This window comes from Streptomyces sp. NPDC051207 (assembly GCF_040682395.1).
Classification (GTDB): Bacteria; Actinomycetota; Actinomycetes; order Streptomycetales; family Streptomycetaceae; genus Streptomyces.
The window spans coordinates 72996-92646 of the sequence record NZ_JBFBAX010000010.1; the positions used below are offsets into that span (position 1 = coordinate 72996).

At 72.8% G+C, this 19651-nt stretch carries 20 protein-coding genes; 7 read left to right on the forward strand and 13 right to left on the reverse strand.

What is annotated here, in order from left to right; genetic code table 11:
- Positions 1–52: 52 nt before the first annotated feature.
- Positions 53–1336 (forward strand): thymidine phosphorylase, encoded by a 1284-nt coding sequence (locus tag AB0M97_RS12825; protein WP_365960844.1) that lies wholly within the window; start codon positions 53–55, stop codon positions 1334–1336.
- 45 nt (positions 1337–1381) lie between these two features.
- Here AB0M97_RS12825 and AB0M97_RS12830 read toward each other — a convergent pair whose 3' ends face one another.
- Positions 1382–2302, reverse strand: coding sequence for an AEC family transporter (locus AB0M97_RS12830; protein ID WP_365960845.1), 921 nt, complete (start codon positions 2300–2302; stop codon positions 1382–1384).
- 263 nt (positions 2303–2565) lie between these two features.
- On the opposite strand from AB0M97_RS12830, the gene AB0M97_RS12835 reads away from it, so the two are divergent.
- Positions 2566–2910 carry an STAS domain-containing protein gene (locus AB0M97_RS12835; protein ID WP_365960846.1) on the forward strand — a complete coding sequence of 115 codons (345 nt, stop codon included), beginning with the start codon at positions 2566–2568 and terminating at the stop codon, positions 2908–2910.
- On the opposite strand, the gene AB0M97_RS12840 is transcribed toward AB0M97_RS12835, so the two are convergent.
- Entirely contained in the window at positions 2794–3810 is a 1017-nt protein-coding gene (locus AB0M97_RS12840; protein ID WP_365960847.1) for a sigma-70 family RNA polymerase sigma factor, read from the reverse strand. The two genes, AB0M97_RS12835 and AB0M97_RS12840, sit on opposite strands and share 117 nt — an antisense overlap.
- Before the next feature lie 342 nt (positions 3811–4152).
- The gene (locus tag AB0M97_RS12845; RefSeq protein WP_365960848.1) at positions 4153–5433 is read right to left on the reverse strand and encodes an MFS transporter; all 1281 of its coding nucleotides are present in this window, start codon (positions 5431–5433) and stop codon (positions 4153–4155) included.
- Positions 5434–5496: 63 nt separating this feature from the next.
- On the opposite strand from AB0M97_RS12845, the gene AB0M97_RS12850 reads away from it, so the two are divergent.
- Positions 5497–6459, forward strand: a complete 963-nt coding sequence (locus AB0M97_RS12850; RefSeq protein ID WP_365960849.1) for a LysR substrate-binding domain-containing protein — start codon at positions 5497–5499, stop codon at positions 6457–6459.
- Positions 6460–6522: 63 nt separating this feature from the next.
- On the opposite strand, the gene AB0M97_RS12855 is transcribed toward AB0M97_RS12850, so the two are convergent.
- Positions 6523–7284 (reverse strand): alpha/beta hydrolase, encoded by a 762-nt coding sequence (locus tag AB0M97_RS12855; RefSeq protein ID WP_365960850.1) that lies wholly within the window; start codon positions 7282–7284, stop codon positions 6523–6525.
- A 124-nt stretch (positions 7285–7408) separates the two neighbouring features.
- On the opposite strand from AB0M97_RS12855, the gene AB0M97_RS12860 reads away from it, so the two are divergent.
- Entirely contained in the window at positions 7409–8566 is a 1158-nt protein-coding gene (locus AB0M97_RS12860; RefSeq protein WP_365960851.1) for an adenosine deaminase, read from the forward strand.
- A gap of 142 nt (positions 8567–8708) precedes the next feature.
- Positions 8709–9062, forward strand: coding sequence for an ATP-binding protein (locus AB0M97_RS12865; RefSeq protein ID WP_365960852.1), 354 nt, complete (start codon positions 8709–8711; stop codon positions 9060–9062).
- Positions 9063–9140: 78 nt separating this feature from the next.
- Here the strand turns inward: AB0M97_RS12865 and AB0M97_RS12870 are convergent, their stop codons facing one another.
- The 5 genes from AB0M97_RS12870 to afsQ1 all read right to left on the reverse strand — a co-directional run bounded on the left by AB0M97_RS12870 (position 9141) and on the right by afsQ1 (position 13320).
- Complete coding sequence (locus AB0M97_RS12870; RefSeq protein ID WP_365960853.1) at positions 9141–9341, reverse strand: PspC domain-containing protein; 201 nt, start codon at positions 9339–9341, stop codon at positions 9141–9143.
- A 108-nt stretch (positions 9342–9449) separates the two neighbouring features.
- Entirely contained in the window at positions 9450–10001 is a 552-nt protein-coding gene (locus AB0M97_RS12875) for a VanZ family protein (RefSeq protein ID WP_365960854.1), read from the reverse strand.
- Positions 10002–10442: 441 nt separating this feature from the next.
- A complete protein-coding gene (locus AB0M97_RS12880; protein ID WP_365960855.1) occupies positions 10443–11045 on the reverse strand; it encodes a hypothetical protein in 603 nt (200 codons plus the stop codon).
- Positions 11045–12646 (reverse strand): HAMP domain-containing sensor histidine kinase, encoded by a 1602-nt coding sequence (locus AB0M97_RS12885; RefSeq protein WP_365960856.1) that lies wholly within the window; start codon positions 12644–12646, stop codon positions 11045–11047. Before AB0M97_RS12885 ends, AB0M97_RS12880 begins: the two co-directional genes overlap by 1 nt.
- Complete coding sequence (gene afsQ1 / locus AB0M97_RS12890) at positions 12643–13320, reverse strand: two-component system response regulator AfsQ1 (protein WP_033272295.1); 678 nt, start codon at positions 13318–13320, stop codon at positions 12643–12645. Before afsQ1 ends, AB0M97_RS12885 begins: the two co-directional genes overlap by 4 nt.
- A 294-nt stretch (positions 13321–13614) precedes the next feature.
- Here afsQ1 and AB0M97_RS12895 point away from each other — a divergent pair, with 294 nt between their 5' ends.
- The gene (locus AB0M97_RS12895) at positions 13615–14385 is read left to right on the forward strand and encodes a SigE family RNA polymerase sigma factor (RefSeq protein WP_365960857.1); all 771 of its coding nucleotides are present in this window, start codon (positions 13615–13617) and stop codon (positions 14383–14385) included.
- A gap of 383 nt (positions 14386–14768) precedes the next feature.
- Here AB0M97_RS12895 and AB0M97_RS12900 read toward each other — a convergent pair whose 3' ends face one another.
- A complete protein-coding gene (locus AB0M97_RS12900; protein ID WP_365960858.1) occupies positions 14769–15467 on the reverse strand; it encodes a uridine kinase in 699 nt (232 codons plus the stop codon).
- 71 nt (positions 15468–15538) lie between these two features.
- On the opposite strand from AB0M97_RS12900, the gene AB0M97_RS12905 reads away from it, so the two are divergent.
- Positions 15539–15946 carry a hypothetical protein gene (locus AB0M97_RS12905; RefSeq protein WP_365960859.1) on the forward strand — a complete coding sequence of 136 codons (408 nt, stop codon included), beginning with the start codon at positions 15539–15541 and terminating at the stop codon, positions 15944–15946.
- 95 nt (positions 15947–16041) lie between these two features.
- Here AB0M97_RS12905 and AB0M97_RS12910 read toward each other — a convergent pair whose 3' ends face one another.
- The 3 genes from AB0M97_RS12910 to deoC are packed head-to-tail and all read right to left on the reverse strand — an operon-like array spanning position 16042 to position 19413.
- Positions 16042–16980: an aldehyde dehydrogenase family protein gene (locus AB0M97_RS12910; RefSeq protein ID WP_365960860.1), complete on the reverse strand. Its 939-nt coding sequence runs from the start codon at positions 16978–16980 to the stop codon at positions 16042–16044.
- Positions 16973–18445 (reverse strand): aldehyde dehydrogenase family protein, encoded by a 1473-nt coding sequence (locus tag AB0M97_RS12915; protein WP_365960861.1) that lies wholly within the window; start codon positions 18443–18445, stop codon positions 16973–16975. The genes AB0M97_RS12910 and AB0M97_RS12915 overlap by 8 nt, the downstream gene beginning before the upstream one ends.
- 5 nt (positions 18446–18450) lie before the next feature.
- Positions 18451–19413 (reverse strand): deoxyribose-phosphate aldolase, encoded by a 963-nt coding sequence (gene deoC, locus AB0M97_RS12920; protein WP_365960980.1) that lies wholly within the window; start codon positions 19411–19413, stop codon positions 18451–18453.
- Between the last annotated feature and the right edge of the window lie 238 nt (positions 19414–19651).

Genomic DNA, 19651 nt, shown 5'->3' on the forward strand with positions numbered 1-19651 from the left:
CGGTCAGGCGCCCGGAGGGGCCGCACCCCTTTTCGTACCCCGGAAGGAAGTCATGGCCATGGACGCCATCTCCGTCATCCGCGCCAAGCGGGACCGCGGCGAGCTCAGCGACGAGCAGATCGACTGGGTCATCGACGCCTACACCCGCGGGGAGGTGGCCGACGAGCAGATGTCGGCCCTCGCCATGGCCATCCTGCTCAACGGCATGAACCGCCGGGAGATCGCCCGCTGGACCGCGGCGATGATCGCCTCCGGCGAGCGCATGGACTTCTCCTCGCTGTCCCGGCCGACCGCCGACAAGCACTCGACGGGCGGCGTCGGCGACAAGATCACCCTGCCGCTGGCCCCGCTCGTCGCGGCCTGCGGCGCGGCCGTCCCGCAGCTGTCGGGCCGCGGCCTCGGCCACACCGGCGGCACGCTGGACAAGCTCGAGTCCGTCCCGGGCTGGCGCGCGCTGCTGTCCAACGAGGAGATGCTGAGCGTCCTGGACGGCGTGGGCGCGGTGATCTGCGCGGCGGGCGACGGCCTCGCCCCCGCCGACAAGAAGCTGTACGCCCTCAGGGACGTCACCGGCACGGTCGAAGCGATCCCGCTGATCGCCTCCTCCATCATGTCGAAGAAGATCGCGGAGGGCACCGGCTCCCTCGTCCTGGACGTCAAGGTCGGCACCGGCGCCTTCATGAAGACCCTGGAGGACGCCCGCGAACTGGCCTCCACCATGGTCGGCCTGGGCACCGACCACGGCGTGAACACGGTGGCGCTGCTGACGGACATGTCCACGCCGCTGGGCCTGACCGCGGGCAACGCCCTGGAGGTCCGCGAGTCGGTGGAGGTCCTGGCCGGCGGCGGCCCCGCCGACGTGGTCGAGCTGACCCTCGCCCTGGCCCGCGAAATGCTGGACGCGGCGGGAGTGAAGGACGCCGACCCGGCCAGGGCCCTGGCCGACGGCTCGGCGATGGACGTCTGGCGCCGCATGATCGCGGCCCAGGGCGGCGACCCGGACGCGCCCCTGCCGACGTCGAAGGAACAGCACGTCGTCAAGGCGGGCGCCTCCGGCGTCCTGACCCGCCTCGACGCCTACGACATCGGCATCGCCGCCTGGCGCCTCGGTGCGGGCCGCGCCCGCAAGGAGGACCCGGTGCAGGCGGCGGCCGGTGTCGAACTGCACGCCAAGCCGGGCGACACGGTGACCGAGGGCCGGCCGCTCCTGACCCTGCACACGGACACCCCCGAGCGTTTCGACTACGCGCTGGAGGCGCTCGAGGGCTCGTACGACATCGCCGCACCGGGCACGGAGTTCACGGCGTCGCCGGTCGTACTGGAGCGCATCGCCTGAGCCGCGCGCGGAGGGCGGCGCCGCGGAGCCGGTGAGGGGTGTGCTTCACCCCAGCAGCGTCGCCACGACCACCAGGACCGGTACCGAGGCCGCCGTCGACAGCAGGATCGCGTCGCGGGCCAGCGTTTCCGCGACGCGGTGGCGGACGGCGTACGTGTAGATGTTCTGCGCGGCGGGGAGCGCCGAGGTGACCACCACGTCGAGCAGGGCCGCGCCGTGCAGGCCGAACGCGTGGGCCGCCAGGGCCCAGGCGGCAAGGGGCTGGCCGACCGCCTTCAGGGCGACCGACAGGAGCACGGGTCCGCGGTCGGCGCCCCGGCCGGGTGCGGTGCTGCCGTGCAGGGAGATCCCGAAGGCCAGGAGCACCGCCGGGACGGACATGTTGCCGATCAGGGTCAGCGGGTCCATCACCGGACCCGGTATCTCCACGCCGGTCGCCGAGACCACCACACCGGCCAGCGACGCGACGGCTATCGGGTTGCCGAGCGGGGTGAGCAACCGGCGCCACAGCGGGCCCTCGCCGCCCCTGCCCGACAGGTCCAGCACCGTGAGCGCGACGGGCGTCACGACGATCAGCTGGAACAGCAGCACGGGCGCCACGAGGGACGCGTCGCCGAGCACGTACACGGCGATCGGGATGCCGAGGTTGCCGGAGTTGACGTAGCTGGAGCACAGCGCGCCGATGGTGGTGCGGCCCACGCCCCAGCCGCGTACGGCACCGACCGCGACGAACACGCCCGCCGCCGCTGCCGTGCTGATCGCCGTCACCAGCAGCCGGCTGGAGAAGATCACCGACAGGTCCGCCCCGGCGAGCATCGTGAACAGCAGCGCGGGGGACGCCACGTGGAAGGCGAGCTTCGTCAGCACCTCGTGGCCGTGGACGCCGAGATATCCCCGCCGCCCGATGGCGAGGCCGACACCGATCACGACGGCGATGACCGCGAACCCGCTCAGCACGCCCTGCACGGCGCCCCCTCGGCGGGGAGCGGGGTGACGCGGCCTGACGCGGACGGACATGATCTATGGGCCATACACCCAACCCTCCGGGCAACCCCGGACACGGGTCAATGTGATCCTCACGGCGGGGGCGGGCAGGTGAGACGACGGGCTGGGCCGGCAGCGGACGGCCGGGGCGGGACCGACGCGCACGGCGGCCGGGGACGGAGGCGCGGGGCCGACCGGGCGCGATGAGTTACGGGTGCGGCGCCGGTCTACGGTACGTGGACGCCATGACACCCCCCGTACTCGTGCTGCCCGGCCCCGTCTCCCGGACGGAGCTGCCCCGGCTGTGTGCCGAGGTGCGCGCGCGGCTGGAGGACACCGGGGCCGGTGTCGTGGTCTGCGACGTCGGCGGGCTCGGTCCGCCGGGGCTCGCCCACGTCGACCTGCTGGCGCGGCTCCAGCTCGCCGCCCGGCGGGCCGGCGGGCGGATCAGGCTGCGCTCTCCCGACCCCGCGCTACCGGCTCTCCTCCAGCTCGTCGGCCTCTCCTTCGAGGTGGAGGGGCAGCCCGAACAGCGGGAACCACCGCTGGGTGTCGAGGAAGCAGTGGAAACCGGTGATCCGCCCGTCTGAGATCTCCAGCACCTGGACCGCCCACGGCGCGAAGCCGCCCTTGTCCGGGTCCGGCTTGTACTGCGCGAAGCCCGGCAGGCCGTTGACCTCCACGGGCAGCAGCCGCGACCCGGCGCAGGGGGCGCCCATCGTCGTCATGAAACCGGTGATGTCCGCCGGGCCGGTCAGCCACAGGTCGAACGGCGGCATCGTCATGACCGCGTCCTCGTGCAGCAGCGCCGTCAGCGCCGTCATGTCGTAGCCCTCGAAGGCGGCGACATAGCGCTCCAGGAGCTTGCGCTGCTCGTCGTCGAGCGGGTCGGACACGGCCGCGTCGGCGCCCTGGTCGCGCTCCCGCTCGGCGAGCGTGGCGCGGGCGCGCTGGAGGGCGCTGTTGACCGACGCGACCGTCGTGCCGAGCAGCTCGGCCACCTCGCTCGCCCGCCAGGCCAGCACCTCGCGCAGGATCAGCACGGCCCGCTGCTTGGGCGGCAGCTGCTGGAGGGCGGCCATGAAGGCGAGCCGGACGGACTCCTTGGCGACCGTGGCCTCCGCCGGGTCCTCGACCGTGGGCAGCACGCGCGCGTCGGGCATGGGTTCCAGCCAGGTGTGGTCGGGGCGGGGGGTGAGGGCGGCCCGGGCGAGCGGCGACGCCTCGGTGAGGTCCATGGGCCTGGCGCGCTTGTTGCCCGCGCTCAGCATGTCCAGGCACACGTTCGTCGCGATGCGGTAGAGCCAGGAGCGCAGGCTGGAGCGGCCCTCGAACGTGTCGTAGCTCCGCCAGGCCCGCACCAGGGTGTCCTGCACCGCGTCCTCGGCCTCGAAGGACGAGCCGAGCATGCGGTAGCAGTACCCGGTGAGTTCGGTCCGGTGTTGTTCCAGCGCCACGTCGAGCTCTGGTGTCGCCGTGCTGTTCGTCATGGTCCACCCACCCCTGGCCGTTCTGTCGCGTCTTCGCGCCCAGCACTTCGGAAGCTACCGCAGGGCACTGACAACGGCCTCCGCTCCGCAGAAAGCGCCTGGTCAGGGGCGGGGAGGCCGACACGGCCCGCCCGGATCAGACCTGGCCGGCACGGCACGCACAGCCGGATCAGGCGCGGCAGGCAGGGCACGCCCGGTTCGGGCACGGCAGGCAGGGCACGCCCGATCCGGACGCGGTCGGCCAGGTCGGCCCGGCAGGCCCGGTCCGCGCGCGGGCGCGGGCGGCACAGTACGTCCCATCCCTGCGCCGGCCTGCGCCGGTCCGCGCCGAGAGCGGCGGACTCAGGCGGCCGTCGCCAGCCGGCTCCGCAGCCGCGCCGCCCGCGTCCCGCACACCGTGATCGCCACGACGCCGAGCACCGCCAGCAGGCCGACGCCGACCGTCCCGGCCCAGCCGCCGCCGTGGAAGGCCACCGCGCCGGCCGTGCTGCCCGCGCTGGAGCCGACGTAGTACGCCGACTGGTACAGCGCCGACGCCTGGGCGCGGCCGTGGGTGGCCGTCTTGCTGACCGCCGACGACGCCACCGCGTGGCCCGCGAAGAAGCCGGCCGTGATGAGCACCAGCCCCGCCAGGACCAGCGGCAGCGAGTCCGCCAGGGACAGCAGCAGACCCGCCGCCGTGGTGCCGCCCGCCGCGTACAGCGCGCCCCGGCGGCCCAGGCGGCCCACCAGGCGTCCCGCGGTCGAGGCCGACACCGTGCCGACCAGGTACACCAGGAAGATCGAGCCGACGATGCCCTGCCCCAGCCCGAACGGGGCCCCGGTCAGGCGGTAGCCGATCACCGTGTAGACGCCGCCGAACACCGTCATGAACAGGGCGCCGATCGCGTACAGGCGGCGCAGCAGCGGGTTCGACAGGTGCCCGCGGACCGTGCGGGCCAGCACGCGCGGGCGCGGCGAGCCCGGCCGGAAGTGCCGCGGGGCGGGCAGCAGCACGCGGAAGGCCACCGCGCACACCACCGCGACGGCGCCGATCACGCCGAGGGCGACCCGCCAGCCCCACTCCTGCGCCACCCAGCCGGTGACGACCCGGCCGCTCATCCCGCCGACGCTGTTGCCGGCCACGAACAGGCCGATGGCGGTGACCAGGGCCTTCGGCGTGACCTCCTCCGCGAGGTACGCGGTCGCCGACGCCGGCAGCCCGGCCAGCGCCGCGCCCTGCACCGCCCGCAGCGCCACCAGCGCGGTGAGCGAGGGCGCGAACGGCACCAGCAGCCCGACGGTCACCGCGACCGCGAGGGACGCCGTCATGACCGTACGCCGTCCGTACCGCTCGGACAGGGCGCTCATCGGCAGGACGAACACCGCGAGGCCGCCCGTGGCCGCCGCCACCGTCCAGCTCGCGTCGCTCGCGCTCACGCCGAACCCGCCGGAGATCAGCGGCAGCAGCGCCTGGGTGGAGTACAGCAGGGCGAAGGTCGCCACGCCCGCCAGGAAGAGGGCGAGGCTCATCCGGCGGTAGCCGGGCCCGCCGGGGGTCACACGGGAATCGGACGAGGGGGAGGAGGGGACGGAAGGCACGGCGCCCACGGTGGTGGACGCCCCGGTACTGGCGGGAGTCATGCATCGAACGTACGAAGCCCTCCACTGATCCGTCCAATGCATGAATTGGTCATAATCGTTCCCATGGTGCATCAGCAGAGGTCACGGCCCCGCCTGTCACAGTCCAGTGACACAGAAGACACGACGGACATGTCGCGGCTGCTGGCGCCGCGCCTCGCCTACTTCGCGGGCGTGGCCCGCACCGAGCACGTCACGCGTGCCGCCCGCCAGATGCAGGTCCCGCAGTCCACGCTGTCGCGCGCCATGGTCCGCCTGGAACAGGACCTGGGCGTCGACCTGTTCGCCCGCCGCGGCCGCACCGTCTCCCTGACGCCCGCCGGACGCACCTTCCTCACCTCCGTCGAGCGGGCCCTCGCCGAGATCGAACGCGCCGCCGAGAAGGTCCGCGCCGACGCCGACCCCACCACCGGCAAGGTCGCGTTCGGCTTCCTGCACACCATGGGCGCCGAAACGGTCCCCGGCCTCATCCACGCCTTCCGCGCCGACCACCCCCGCGTCCGCTTCAGCCTCGTCCAGAACTACGGCGAGGCGATGCTGGAGCGCCTGCGCGCGGGCGAACTCGACCTGTGCCTGACCTCCCCGGTCCCGGACGCCCCCGACCTCGTCGCCCGCCGCCTGGACGAGCAGAAGCTGCGCCTGGTCGTCCCCGCGGACCACCGCCTCGCCTCCCGCAGGCGCGTCCGGCTCGCGGAGGCCGCCGAGGAGGCCTTCGTGACCCTGGAGCCCGGCTACGGCCTGCGCCGCATCACCGACGACCTCTGCAAGGAGGCGGGCTTCACACCCCGGGTGGCCTTCGAGGGCGAGGAGGCGGAAACCCTGCGCGGCCTGGTGGCGGCCGGCCTGGGCGTCGCCCTCCTGCCCCCACCGGCCGTGCCCCGCCCGGGAGTTGCCGAACTGACGGTCACGGCCCCGCGGGCGGCACGGGAGATCGGCGTGGCCTGGCTGGACGGCCACCCGGACACGCCCCCGGTGGCGGCGTTCAAGAAGTTCCTCCTGTCCAGGAGGGGCAACCTGCTGCCGGACTAGGGGACCACGCCACCGGGCGGCGCGGCAGGCGGCGGCCGGCCCGCACCCGCGGACCGCACGGGCCTACCGCCGCAGCGTCGACCCGAACCCCACGGCCAGCGGCATCCGCAGCCCCAGCGGCGGCGGAGCCGCCAGCGCGTCCTCGACCGGCCGGGAGAACGGCCGCCCGAACAGCGCCCCCATCACGAAGTCCTCGGCCAGCGCCAGCACTTCGTCCCGGTACTGGTGCAGCCCGTGCCGGTCGGAGTGCGCCTCGAACCGGCACACGTCCCGGTTGGCCTTCTTCGCCCGCGCCGCCAGCCGGAACGACAACTCCGGGTCGATGCGCTCGTCGTTCGTGCCGTGCACGATCAGCACCCGCCGCCCCACGAGCTGCTTCACCGGCTCGGCGGGCGCGGCCACGTCCTCGTCCGGCAGCCACGGCGCCATCGCCAGCACGGACGTGACCGCCTCGTGCCCGCCCGCGCGCAGCGCGGCCCGCCCGCCCATGTCCACGCCGGCCAGGCACACGGGGACGTCCCCGTAGCGCCGTACGGCCTCGTCGGCGGCCCACTCCGCGTCGCTCGCCAGATGCGCCGAACTGCCGTTCCAGCCGCGGTAGCGGTAGTGCACCACGTGCGCGGCGAGGCCCTCCTCCCGGCCCGCGCGGGCCAGGCGGCGCCCCAGCGCGCGTACGGACGCGGTGGCCAGGAGCGGGGACGGCCTGCGGCTGGAGACCTCGTCGCCGCCCGGGAGCAGCAGCACCACCCCGCCCACCGCCGTCGGCTCCGGGCCAAGTGCCCTTCCCAGCCGGGCCCTGCGAACCGGCGTCACTTGCTGTGCCATGACAGAACAGTGTCAGAAGACGGCGTGTACGCCACCGGTCCGCCCGGTCACTGTTACGTATCGACGGACTTCGTACACCTTCCCACCCCGCGCGATCTACGCGCGTAGGAGGTAGAGTGCGCGAATGACGAGCCAGACCACCGCGAAGACCCCGACACCGGACCAGATCCGCCGGGCACCCAAGGTTCTGCTGCACGACCACCTCGACGGCGGGCTGCGCCCCGGCACGATCGTCGAACTCGCCCGCGCCACGGGCTACTCCCAGCTCCCCGAGACCGACCCCGAGGCGCTCGGCGTCTGGTTCAGGGAGGCCGCCGACTCCGGCTCCCTCGAACGGTACCTGGAGACCTTCTCGCACACCGTCGGCGTCATGCAGACCCGCGACGCCCTCGTCCGGGTCGCCGCCGAGTGCGCCGAGGACCTCGCCGAGGACGGCGTCGTCTACGCCGAGGTGCGCTACGCCCCCGAGCAGCACCTCGAAGGCGGCCTCGGCCTCGAAGAGGTCGTCGAGGCCGTCAACGAGGGCTTCAGGGAGGGCGAGCGGCGCGCGCGGGAGAACGGCCGCCGCATCCGCGTCGGCGCCCTGCTCACCGCGATGCGGCACGCCGCCCGTGCCCTGGAGATCGCCGAACTCGCCAACCGCTACCGCGACCTCGGCGTCGTCGGCTTCGACATCGCGGGCGCCGAGGCCGGCTACCCGCCCACCCGGCACCTCGACGCGTTCGAGTACCTCAAGCGGGAGAACAACCACTTCACCATCCACGCCGGCGAGGCCTTCGGGCTGCCGTCGATCTGGCAGGCCCTGCAGTGGTGCGGCGCCGACCGGCTCGGGCACGGCGTGCGGATCATCGACGACATCCAGGTGCACGCCGACGGCTCGGTGAAGCTCGGCCGGCTCGCGTCCTACGTCCGGGACAAGCGGATCCCGCTGGAGCTGTGCCCCAGCTCCAACCTCCAGACCGGGGCCGCCTCCTCGTACGCCGAGCACCCCATCGGGCTGCTGCGCCGGCTGCACTTCCGTGCCACGGTCAACACGGACAATCGCCTCATGTCCCACACCAGTATGTCGCGGGAATTCGAGCACCTTGTCGAGGCATTCGGCTACACACTCGACGACATGCAGTGGTTCTCCGTCAATGCGATGAAATCAGCGTTCATTCCTTTCGATGAACGACTGGCCATGATCAATGACGTGATCAAGCCGGGATACGCCGAACTGAAATCCGAATGGCTGTTCCAGCAGACCGCCTCCACCAGCGACCCTTCGGGATCGGGCGGCTGATCCGCGTCCTTTCCGGGATCGAAAGCGCGGACGGTTTTCACAGGCCGTCCGCATTTCGATGTTTGCGGCGGGCGGCGTCCCGTGTTTACGGTCGTGGACTACCGCTCCGTTCCCCGCAACCCCATTTCGAGGACGCACTTTCATGAAGCAGTCTGCTGCCAAGACCCTCGGTGTCGCCGCGCTCGGCGCCGCCTTCGCCGCCGCCGGCATGGGTGCGGCCAACGCCGCCCCGGCCGTTCCGGACGCGGGCCAGGCGCTGGGCACCGTCACCAAGACGCTGCCGGCGCAGGACCTCGCCCAGCCGGCGCCGGGCGTGGGCGAGACGCTGGCGCAGGGACAGGGCGCCGTCGGCACCGGCCTCGCCGCCGCCCGGCCGGTCGTCGAGCAGATCCTCACCGGCGGCCCGACCGAGCCGGTCGCGGGCCTCTTCGGCGGCCTGCCGGTCGGCCAGGCGCTGCCCGGCCAGGGCACGGGCCTCAACGGTCTGCCGCTCTAGCCCACGCCACCACCGTCACGCGCCGATGGGCGCACTCCCGGCTGCGGGGGTGCGCCCATCGGCGTACGTATCGGCAGGTCACCAGGCCGTGCGGGTCTTCTGCTCCGACGGCAGCAGGATCCACAGCGCGATGTACAGCACGAACTGCGGGCCGGGCAGCAGGCAGGACAGCAGGAAGACGACCCGCACGGTCGTCGGGGAGGTGTGGAAGCGGCGGGCCAGCGCGGCGCACACTCCACCGATCACGCGGCCTTCGGTCGGGCGGGCGGGGCGGTTCATCGCGGCTCCTTCGTGGTTGCGCACCCGGCGGTGCGTCGGGCGGCGGCTCCTGAACGGCCGCCTCCCATGACTTCCACAGTACGGAGACGAAAGGGATGAAGCATCGCTCTACGGTGCGATCCCGACCCTGGGAATCGTCGGGGTCCGACCCTGAGGCGCCTCGTCCTGCCGGACGGCGGTGACGCCGTACCGCTCCGCCCTGCGGCGGACCCACAGCCGCCCGGCGGGCACCACCGCCACATGTGCCAGCGCCACGCCCGTCGCGTTCAGCAGCAGCGAGTCGACGTCCACGACCTGCCCCGGCACCCCGGTCTGCAGCAGCTCGATGCCCAGCGACAGCAGGGCGCCCGCGGCGACCGTACGGGCCAGGGAACCCAGCGGCGACACGGCCACCCTGCCGTTCGCCATCGGCAGCAGGACACCGAGCGGCGCCAGCAGGGCCAGGCCCTCGCCGATCCGGCGGGCCGCCTCCGGCCAGCCGAGCGCCAGGTCCGCCCGGATCCCGGCGAAGGGCCGCAGATTGGCGGGCATCACCCAGGGGACGTCCAGGGGCCGCAGCGCGAACCAGGCGACGAACGCGAGGTGCGCGACGAGGAGGACACCTCCCGTCGCACGGATGCGGAGCTCGGCGCTGCCGCCGACGAATCCTTCACGCTGCACGCCCCCCTAGACGCGGCATCCGGCCGAATCGGTTCCGGCCCGCCACCCGGACGGCCATGAGGCCTCGGCCACACCTGCGTCCGGCACACCGTGAGACCAGGGCGACACGTGTTCGCCGGTACCGGCATGACCTCTCGGCCGTGCCTGCGTCCGGTACGGCCGTGGGGCTCGGGTCCGCCCCTCGTCGGGTACGGCCGTGAGGCGCGGGCGACACGTGCTCGCCGGTAGGGCCGTGAGGTCTCGGCCGCACCCCGTCCGTCACCGGTATGAGGCCCGGTCCACACGCTCGCCGGTACGGCCATGGCCCCGGCCGGACCCTCGTCCGGACGGCCTGAGCCCCCGACCGCACTCCCGCCCGGTACGGGCATGAGGCGGACCCGGCACCACCCCCTCCGGCATGGGCATGAGGCGCCCCCAGCCACCCGCGCCGCGCCCCCCGCGTCAGCCCTTCACGATCTCGCCCGACGGGGGTTCCGCGCTGCCCGGTCGCATCCGCACCTCGTCCGTGCACTCGTAGCGGCGTGGCCGCTCGGCGCCGGGGCCGCCCAGGATGACCGAGCCGTCGCCCTCGGCCGCGGCCGAGTCGGAGAACGTGCAGACGATCTGGGCGAGGGCGTACGACGTGAGGTCGCCGGGCGCGACGCTGATCCGCAGCGTGTCCTCCGGGTCCCCGGGGCGCGGCCCGGCCACCTTCATGCCGTCCCGCACGTCCGTGGTGTACCCGGCCTCCTTCTCGGCCCGCGACGGCGTCGCCGCGAGCTGGTCGAGCAGGCCCTGCGCCACCAGCACGCGCCGCTCGGAGTCCGCCGCGCCGTCCCGCACCCGCACGGCCCGGTCCACGGCCACCAGCGACGAGCCGCACAGCAGGAACACCTGCACCGCCATGCCGTGCGAACTCTGCGTCACGACGTCCGGCTCGGCCAGCGAACAGCGCGCCCGCGACGGCGCGGGACCGAAGTCCGTCGGCACCTCCGTGGCCCGGATGCCGCACCCGGCGAGTACCCCGGCGAGCAGGGGCAGCGCGAGCAGCCGGCGTACGTTCATCAGGCGTCCCCCTCAGGGCCCTCGCCCTTGCTCCCGTCGGGCCCGGCGGACCCGTGGCTCCCGCCGTTGCCGTCGCCGCCCGCCGGGTCCGCCGTGTCCCGGGGCAGCAGCAGCGTGAACACCGCGCCGCCCTCCGGGCAGTTCTCGGCGGTGATCTCGCCGCCGTGGATGTGCGCGTTCTCCCGGGCGATGGACAGGCCGAGGCCGCTGCCCTCGGAGCGCGGCCGGGACGCGCTCGCCTTGTAGAACCGGTCGAAGACGTGCGGCAGGACGTCCTCCGGAATGCCGGGCCCGTGGTCCCGTACGGCGATGACCACCGAGTCGTCCGCCTCCCGCACCGACACCCGCACCGGGGAACCGCCGTGCTTGAGGGCGTTGCCGATCAGGTTCGCCATGATCACGTCCAGGCGGCGGGGGTCCAGACGGGCCACGATGCCGCGCTCGGCGTCCAGCTCCACGGCGTCGAGCCACGCGCGCGCGTCGATGCACGCGGTGATCTGGTCGGCGACGTCGACGTCGTCCTGCACCAGCCGGGCCGTCCCCGCGTCGAAGCGGGTGACCTCCATCAGGTTCTCCACGAGGTCGTTCAGCCGCCGCGTCTCGCTGACCACCAGCCGCACCGCCGGCTCGATCATCGGGTCGACGCTGCCGCTCCCGGAGTCCAGCTCCTCCTCCAGCACCTCGGTCACCGCGGTGATCGCGGTCAGCGGGGTGCGCAGCTCGTGCGACATGTCCGCCACGAACCGCCGGGACGCCGACTCCCGCGCCGCCATGTCCTCGACCCGCTTCTCCAGGGCCTCCGCGGCGCTGTTGAACGTGCGGGACAGATCGGCCAGTTCGTCGGTGCCGGACACCTCCAGGCGGGTGTCCAGCCTGCCCTCGCCGAGCCGCCGCGCGGCCACCCCGAGCCGGTGCACCGGCTTCAGCACCGTCGTCGCCAGGGCCTGCGCGAGCAGCGCCGAACCGATCAGCGCGAGGGCCGTGGCGATGCCCAGCGACCAGGCCAGCGAGTTCAGGTCCTTCGCCTCCGGTTCGAGCGACTTGAGCATGTAGCCGGTCGCGTTCCCGCCGATCACCCGGGTCCCGGCCACCAGATACGGCGTGTCGTCCTCGACGACCCGCTGCCAGAACAGGTGGTAGGCGTGCTTGTTGGCCGACGTGACCCGCTGCTTCTTGTTCACGGCCTCGCGCAGCGACTTCGGCACGTCGTTCAGCGAGAAGCCGCTGAGCCCGCCCGAACTGCCGTACACCGTCCGGCCGTCGGCGTCCCGCGCGACGAGCAGCACGCCGAACCGCTCACTGCTGTTCGCCATCTGCCCCGCGGTGTGCTGTAGTTCGTCCTGCGTCGGCCGCTCCGGCAGCGCCCCCGCCCGGTTCTGCATCTCCTGCTGGAAGTCGCGCAGCACCGCGTCCTGGGTGCGGGTGAGCACCGCCTCCCGGTTCAGCCAGTACGCGATCGCCGACGCCGACACCGCCGCCGTCAGCGCCACCAGCGCGAACACCACCACCAGCCGCAGCCGCAGGCTGGTGAAGCGCAGCCGCGACCAGACTCCCTTCCGCGCCGCGGCCCAGCCGCGGAACCCCCCGTGTCGCTTCGTCACTGAGGCGGATCCAGGCGGTAGCCGACACCCCGCACGGTACGGATCAGCGTCGGGGACGACGGCACGTCCTCGACCTTGGCGCGCAGCCGCTGGACACAGGCGTCCACCAGCCGCGAGTCACCGAGGTAGTCGTGCTCCCACACCAGGCGCAGCAACTGCTGCCGCGACAGCGCCTGACCCGGCCGCCGGCTCAGCTCCAGCAGCAGCCGCAGCTCGGTCGGCGTGAGCTGCAGATCCTCGCCGTTCTTCGTGACGGTCATCGCGGAGCGGTCGATGACGAGGCTGCCGAACGTCGCCGAGTCGCTCGACTCCCGCTCGCCGCGCCGCAGCACGGCCCGGATCCGGGCGTCCAGCACCCGGCCCTGCACCGGCTTGACGACGTAGTCGTCCGCACCGGACTCCAGACCGACGACCACGTCGATGTCGTCGCTGCGCGCGGTCAGCAGGATGATCGGCAGCTGGTCCGTGCGCCGGATGCGGCGGCACACCTCGAAACCGTCGATGCCGGGCAGCATGACGTCCAGCACGATCAGATCCGGCCGCTGCTCGCGCAGCAGCTTCAGACCGTCCTCACCGCTCGCAGCGGTCGCCACCCGGTGTCCCTGGCGCGTCAGTGAGAGCTCCAGGGCCGTACGGATGGCGTCGTCGTCCTCGATCAGCAACAGGGAAGGCACGGGGCTCATTCTGGCCCATGGCGGGCTGGGGTTTCGACTCCTGGAGCGCTCCCACACATTTACCGCAACCGACCAACGCCCGTCGTACGTCTGCGTAGCCGGGGGGCGCCCCAGAGTGATCGGATCCGCCCGCGCGCCGCCCCTCCCCGTGCCCCTCTCCCGCGAGGGACCCCTGTGACAGGTCTGTGACAGTCGGCGGACACCGCCATGAAGTGACGGCGGCAAGCTTTTCGACACAGCACCACAGCACCACCAGCAGGCCGAAGACCGGAAGTCCACGACGGGGGGCGCGAGATGAACACGCTGCACGGCATCAGCACCAGCGCAGTGATCACGCGTCTGCACGACGTGCACCGGAACACCGAGAAGTCCGGGGCCGACGGGGGGCCCTCCCGCGCGAGCGCGTTCGAGCGCGGGGGGCGGGGGTGCGCCCGCGGCACCGGGCGTCAGCACACCGTGATCATGGCGGTGGTCGACGCGCCCACGGGGGGGACGCACGGCAAGGACGCGTACGGGGGGGAACCGGGGGAGCGCCGCTCCCTGACGGAGGCGGAGTTCACCGCCTACGTCCAGGAGCGCCGCGCCTCCCTGTACGCCACCGCGTACCACCTGACCGGTGACCGCTTCGAGGCCGAGGACCTGCTGCAGAGCGCGCTGTTCTCGACGTACAGGGCCTGGGACCGCATCAGCGACAAGGCGGCGGTCGGCGGCTACCTCCGCCGGACCATGACCAACCTGCACATCAGCGCCTGGCGGCGCCGCAAGCTCAACGAGTACCCGACCGAGGAACTGCCGGAGACCGCCGGCGACACGGACGCGATGCGCGGCACCGAACTGCGCGCGGTCCTGTGGCAGGCGCTGGCCCGGCTGCCCGAGCTCCAGCGCACCATGCTGGTCCTGCGCTACTACGAGGGCCGCACGGACCCGGAGATCGCGGACATCCTCGGCATCAGTGTCGGCACGGTGAAGTCCAGCATCTGGCGGTCCCTCCGCCGGCTGCGCGAGGACGAGGTCCTCAGCTTCGGCCGTGACGAGGAGAACGCCTTCGGCGAGTTGGTCGCCTGAGGGCAGGGGGCCCGGGAACGGGGGACGTTCACAGAACCCGGGTGCGTCAGGGGGGACTTCGGTGCTCCTCACCAGGGAGCCCCGAGGGGATCGCGGGGGATCACGGGGGAAACGGGGTCCCGAGGGGTCGCGGGGAGACGGGGGAAAGCGGGGGGACCGGGGAAAAACGGGGGAGGAACCCGGGACCCATGGGGGTGGGTCCCGGGGGCACCGCAGGGGGAAGCACCAAAGGAAGCGGGACTGGAGGGCGGGGGTCCGTCCAGTCCCGCTTTCCGTTGCGCCCGTGTGCGCGTCCCTCCGGCCCATTTCCGCACGCAACGCAGGCGGCGTCCGGTCCGCCGCCGGGCGTGCCGGACCGGGACTCGTCCCGCGGTCCGGGGGGCTTACGCCGGTGTCCTGGTTGTGGCGTGGTCCGCTGCCGCCGCCAGGCGATTCAAAGCCTCGTCCCGGTTGCAGGCGTGGGCGCCGAGGGAGGTTTGACGGGTGATGATCGTGCGTTCCAGGCGCATCAGGCGCCAGCCCCGGCGCAGGAGGAAGGGGACCGACTTGCGGCCCTCTCGGAGGTCACGCAGGAAGCGGCGGCGGAACGTCCGCAGGGGGCCCCGGCTCAGGCACAGCGCGTCCGCCAGGACGCCCAGTTCGCGGCAGCGGTCGACGATGTCCGCCGCGAAGACGCCTTCCGCGATGAACACCGGCGCCGGGCCGATGCCGACGGTCTCCTCGCCGGTGCGCGCGCTGAGCGCGATGTCGTACGTGGGAACGTTCGTGCGGCCCGTGCGGCACAGTTCCTCGATCGCGGCGACGGCCGTGTCCGCGTCCCACGAGTCCGGGTGGTCCCAGTCGATGTCGCGGCTCCCGGCCACCAGCGGCAGCGTCGGGTCGTCGCGCTCCTTGTAGAAGTCGTCGAGCCGCAGCACCGGGAGGCCGGAGCGGGCGGCGAGCAGGGACTTGCCGGAGCCGGAAGGGCCGCAGAGCAGCACGACTCGCGCGGGTATGGCCGGTGGGAAGCTCACGGGACACCAGTGTGAGGCATCCCTGTGCTGTCCCACGACCCCGCGGGTCGGCTTTGAAGCGCGCGTCACACTTCAATTACCCTTCGTGTCTGTCGCATTACCCGGAGCAGTTGAGAACGCAAGCAGAGGTGGCAGCAGAGATGGCCCGACACGTGTCCCCCCGGAGCACGACAGCACAGCGCGCCCTGGTCGCCCTCGCGACCGCGGGCGTCACCCTGGGCGCAGGTGCGGCGACGGCCTCCGCGGCGGACGCCGAGCCCGTCCTCGACACGCTGCACACCCGGCCCACCTCGCTCGGGAAGATCGACCCGCAGGCCGGTCTCCAGGCGCTCACCGGCATGGTGGGGTACATCACCGGGCCGGTCGCCGGGCTGAAGCCCAACCCGCTCGCCGGTACCGGGGTCGACCCCCTCGACAACGGGGTGGGCACCCAGCTCGCCGACTTCCAGCCGCTGACCTCGACGGCCCTGACCGGGCCGGTCGCGCAGGCGCAGTCCGTCGACGGCATCCCGGTCGTCGGACAGGTGGCGGGGCTGCTCGGCGGCTGAGCCGCGCGTCGCAGGCGAAGGGCCGCGCCTTCCCCGGACGGAGGGAACGCGCGGCCCTTCAGCTTGCGGGGCGGGGCCCTTCCGGGCCCTTCCCGTCAGTACGACGAGCCGGACGCGCCCAGGGAGCCCGTCGGGTGCCAGACCGTCTTCGTCTCCAGGAACGCCGTCATGCGGTCGATGCCCGGCGTCGCCGCCCAGCCGGCGTTGTCCACAGGCTGTGGACGGAGCACGCGCTTGAGGTTGTCCGCCGCCGCGATCTCCAGCTCCCGCGCCAGGGCCTCGTCGGCGCCGGCGAGGTCGATCGCGTTGACGTCCTGGTGCGCGGCGAGCGGCGCCGCAATCTCCGCCGTACGGCCGGACAGGACGTTGACCACGCCGCCCGGGACGTCGGACGTGGCCAGCACCTCGGCCAGGGACAGGGCCGGGAGCGGGGACCTCTCGCTCGCCACCACGACCGCCGTGTTGCCGGTGGCGATCACCGGGGCGAGAACCGACACCAGGCCCAGGAACGACGACTCCTGCGGGGCCAGTACGGCCACCACGCCGGTCGGTTCGGGGGAGGAGAGGTTGAAGAACGGCCCCGCCACCGGGTTCCCGCCGCCCACCACCTGGGCGATCTTGTCGGTCCAGCCCGCGTACCAGACCCACCGGTCGATCGCCGCGTCCACCTGCGCGGCGGCCTTCGCCTTCGACAGGCCCTCCGCGCCGGCGACCTCGCGGACGAACTGGTCCCGGCGGCCCTCCAGCATCTCCGCGACGCGGTACAGGACCTGACCGCGGTTGTACGCCGTCGCGCCCGACCAGGCGCCGAACGCCTTGCGGGCGGCGGCCACCGCGTCGCGGGCGTCCTTGCGGGAGGACAGGGGTGCGTTCGCCAGCCAGTTGCCCTCGGAGTCGGTCACCTCGTACACCCGGCCGCTCTCGGAACGCGGGAACTTCCCGCCGACGTACAGCTTGTATGTCTTGAAGACCGACAGGCGGTCCATGCGATCCGTCTTTTCCGTCTTCTCTGACTTGCCCGTCTTCTCAGACATCGAGGTACGCCTCCAGGCCGTGACGGCCGCCCTCGCGGCCGAAGCCCGACTCCTTGTAACCGCCGAACGGCGAGGTGGGGTCGAACTTGTTGAACGTGTTGGACCAGACGACGCCCGCGCGGAGCTTGTTCGCCACGGCCAGGATCCGGGAGCCCTTCTCCGTCCAGATGCCGGCGGACAGGCCGTACGGAGTGTTGTTGGCCTTGGCGACGGCCTCGTCCGGGGTGCGGAAGGTGAGGACCGACAGGACCGGGCCGAAGATCTCGTCACGGGCGATGGTGTGTGCCTGGGTGACGTTGGTGAACAGGGTCGGCGCGAACCAGTAGCCCGACGAGGGCAGTTCGCAGGACGGGGACCAGCGCTCGGCGCCCTCCGCCTCGCCCTGCTCGGCGAGGGAGCTGATCCGGGCCAGCTGCTCGGCGGAGTTGATCGCGCCGATGTCGGTGTTCTTGTCGAGCGGGTCGCCCAGGCGCAGCGTCGACAGGCGGCGCTTGAGGGAGTCCAGCAGCTCGTCGTGGATCGACTCCTGCACCAGCAGACGCGAGCCCGCGCAGCAGACCTGGCCCTGGTTGAAGAAGATGCCGGTCACGACGCCCTCGACGGCCTGGTCGATCGGGGCGTCGTCGAAGACGATGTTGGCGCCCTTGCCGCCCAGTTCCAGCGTGAGCTTCTTGCGCGTGCCCGCGACCGTGCGCGCGATCTCCTTGCCGACCGCCGTCGAACCGGTGAACGCCACCTTGTTCACGTCCGGGTGGGCGACCAGCGCGGCGCCCGCGTCGCCGTAGCCCGGAAGGATGTTGACGACACCCTTCGGCAGTCCGGCCTGGCGGCAGATGTCCGCGAAGAACAGCGCGGACAGCGGGGTCGTCTCGGCCGGCTTCAGGACGACCGTGTTGCCCGTCGCGAGCGCCGGGGCGATCTTCCACGCCAGCATCAGCAGCGGGAAGTTCCAGGGGATGACCTGGCCGGCCACGCCCAGCGGTCGAGGGTTCGCACCGAAGCCCGCGTGGTCGAGCTTGTCGGCCCAGCCCGCGTAGTAGAAGAAGTGCGCCGCGACCAGCGGGAGGTCGGCGTCCCTTGTCTCCCTGATCGGCTTGCCGTTGTCCAGCGTCTCCAGGACGGCCAGCTCGCGGCTGCGCTCCTGGATGATGCGGGCGATGCGGAAGAGGTACTTCGCGCGCTCCGCGCCGGGCAGGGCGGACCACCTCTCGAACGCCCTGCGGGCGGCCTTCACGGCGCGCTCGACGTCGGCCTCACCGGCCTGCGCGACCTCGGAGAGCACCTCCTCGGTGGACGGCGAGACCGTCTTGAAGACCCGGCCGTCGGCCGCCTCGGTGAACTCGCCGTCGATGAACAGGCCGTACGACGGCGCGAGCTCGACGACCGCGCGGGACTCCGGCGCCGGCGCGTACTCGAACGGGGACGCGGAGGAGGATGCGGGTACGGATGCGGATGCGGGTGCCATGGTGATCAGTCCACCGTCACGTAGTCGGGGCCGGAGTAGCGGCCGGTGGCCATCTTCTGACGCTGCATCAGCAGGTCGTTCAGCAGCGAGGAGGCGCCGAAGCGGAACCAGTGGTTGTCCAGCCAGTCCGGCCCGGCCGTCTCGTTCACCAGGACCAGGAACTTGATCGCGTCCTTGCTGGTGCGGATGCCGCCGGCCGGCTTCACGCCGACCTGGACGCCGGTCTGCGCGCGGAAGTCGCGGACCGCCTCCAGCATCAGCAGGGTGTTCGCCGGGGTCGCGTTCACCGCGACCTTGCCCGTCGACGTCTTGATGAAGTCCGCCCCGGCGAGCATGCCGAGCCAGCTGGCGCGGCGGATGTTGTCGTACGTCGACAGCTCGCCCGTCTCGAAGATGACCTTCAGGCGCGCGCTCGCGCCGCAGGTCTCCTTCACGGCGGCGATCTCGTCGTACACCTTCATGTACTGGCCCGCGAGGAACGCCCCGCGGTCGATGACCATGTCGATCTCGTCGGCGCCCGCGGCGACCGCCTCGCGCACGTCCGCCAGCTTCACGGCGAGCGGTGCGCGGCCCGCCGGGAAGGCGGTGGCGACCGAGGCGACCTTCACGGAGGAGCCGGCGACGGCCTCCTTGGCGGTGGGCACCATGTCGGGGTAGACGCAGACCGCGGCCGTGGCGGGCGTCGTACGGTCGGTCGGGTCGGGGTGGACCGCCTTCGCGCCGAGCGCCCGGACCTTGCCCGGGGTGTCCGCGCCTTCCAGCGTCGTCAGGTCGACCATCGAGATGGCGAGGTCGATGGCGTACGCCTTGGCGGTCGTCTTGATGGAACGGGTGCCGAGCGAGGCGGCACGCGCCTCCAGGCCGACCGCGTCGACGCCGGGCAGCCCGTGGAGGAAGCGGCGCAGCGTGCTGTCGGACGCGGTGACGTCCGGGAGGGCACGTGCGGCGGTGGGTGCGTTGGTGGGCATGGTCACCAGACGAGCATATCTACGCGCGTAGCGGCTGTACAGGGCCTGGCGGGAATCGGAGGGCGGGGACCGGGGCGGGTCCAGAGGACTGGGGGTCGGTCCCAGAGGACTGGGTGCGGCTCCCGGCCGGGCTCCGTGCGGAGCCGTAGGTGCTGGCGCGTGCGGGCGCAGTGCGGAGCCGTAGGTGCAGGCGCAGTGCAGAGCCGTTCGGGCGCAGTCATGCGTGCGGAGCCGTTCG

Coding starts and splice junctions, on each gene's coding strand:
- AB0M97_RS12825 (WP_365960844.1), top strand. CDS start 53: ATGGCCATGGACGCCATCTCCGTCATCCGCGCCAAGCGGGACCGCGGC.
- AB0M97_RS12835 (WP_365960846.1), top strand. CDS start 2,566: ATGACACCCCCCGTACTCGTGCTGCCCGGCCCCGTCTCCCGGACGGAG.
- AB0M97_RS12840 (WP_365960847.1), bottom strand. CDS start 3,810: ATGACGAACAGCACGGCGACACCAGAGCTCGACGTGGCGCTGGAACAA.
- AB0M97_RS12845 (WP_365960848.1), bottom strand. CDS start 5,433: ATGACTCCCGCCAGTACCGGGGCGTCCACCACCGTGGGCGCCGTGCCT.
- AB0M97_RS12850 (WP_365960849.1), top strand. CDS start 5,497: ATGGTGCATCAGCAGAGGTCACGGCCCCGCCTGTCACAGTCCAGTGAC.
- AB0M97_RS12855 (WP_365960850.1), bottom strand. CDS start 7,284: ATGGCACAGCAAGTGACGCCGGTTCGCAGGGCCCGGCTGGGAAGGGCA.
- AB0M97_RS12860 (WP_365960851.1), top strand. CDS start 7,409: ATGACGAGCCAGACCACCGCGAAGACCCCGACACCGGACCAGATCCGC.
- AB0M97_RS12865 (WP_365960852.1), top strand. CDS start 8,709: ATGAAGCAGTCTGCTGCCAAGACCCTCGGTGTCGCCGCGCTCGGCGCC.
- AB0M97_RS12870 (WP_365960853.1), bottom strand. CDS start 9,341: ATGAACCGCCCCGCCCGCCCGACCGAAGGCCGCGTGATCGGTGGAGTG.
- AB0M97_RS12880 (WP_365960855.1), bottom strand. CDS start 11,045: ATGAACGTACGCCGGCTGCTCGCGCTGCCCCTGCTCGCCGGGGTACTC.
- AB0M97_RS12895 (WP_365960857.1), top strand. CDS start 13,615: ATGAACACGCTGCACGGCATCAGCACCAGCGCAGTGATCACGCGTCTG.
- AB0M97_RS12905 (WP_365960859.1), top strand. CDS start 15,539: ATGGCCCGACACGTGTCCCCCCGGAGCACGACAGCACAGCGCGCCCTG.
- AB0M97_RS12910 (WP_365960860.1), bottom strand. CDS start 16,980: ATGTCTGAGAAGACGGGCAAGTCAGAGAAGACGGAAAAGACGGATCGC.
- AB0M97_RS12915 (WP_365960861.1), bottom strand. CDS start 18,445: ATGGCACCCGCATCCGCATCCGTACCCGCATCCTCCTCCGCGTCCCCG.
- deoC (WP_365960980.1), bottom strand. CDS start 19,413: ATGCCCACCAACGCACCCACCGCCGCACGTGCCCTCCCGGACGTCACC.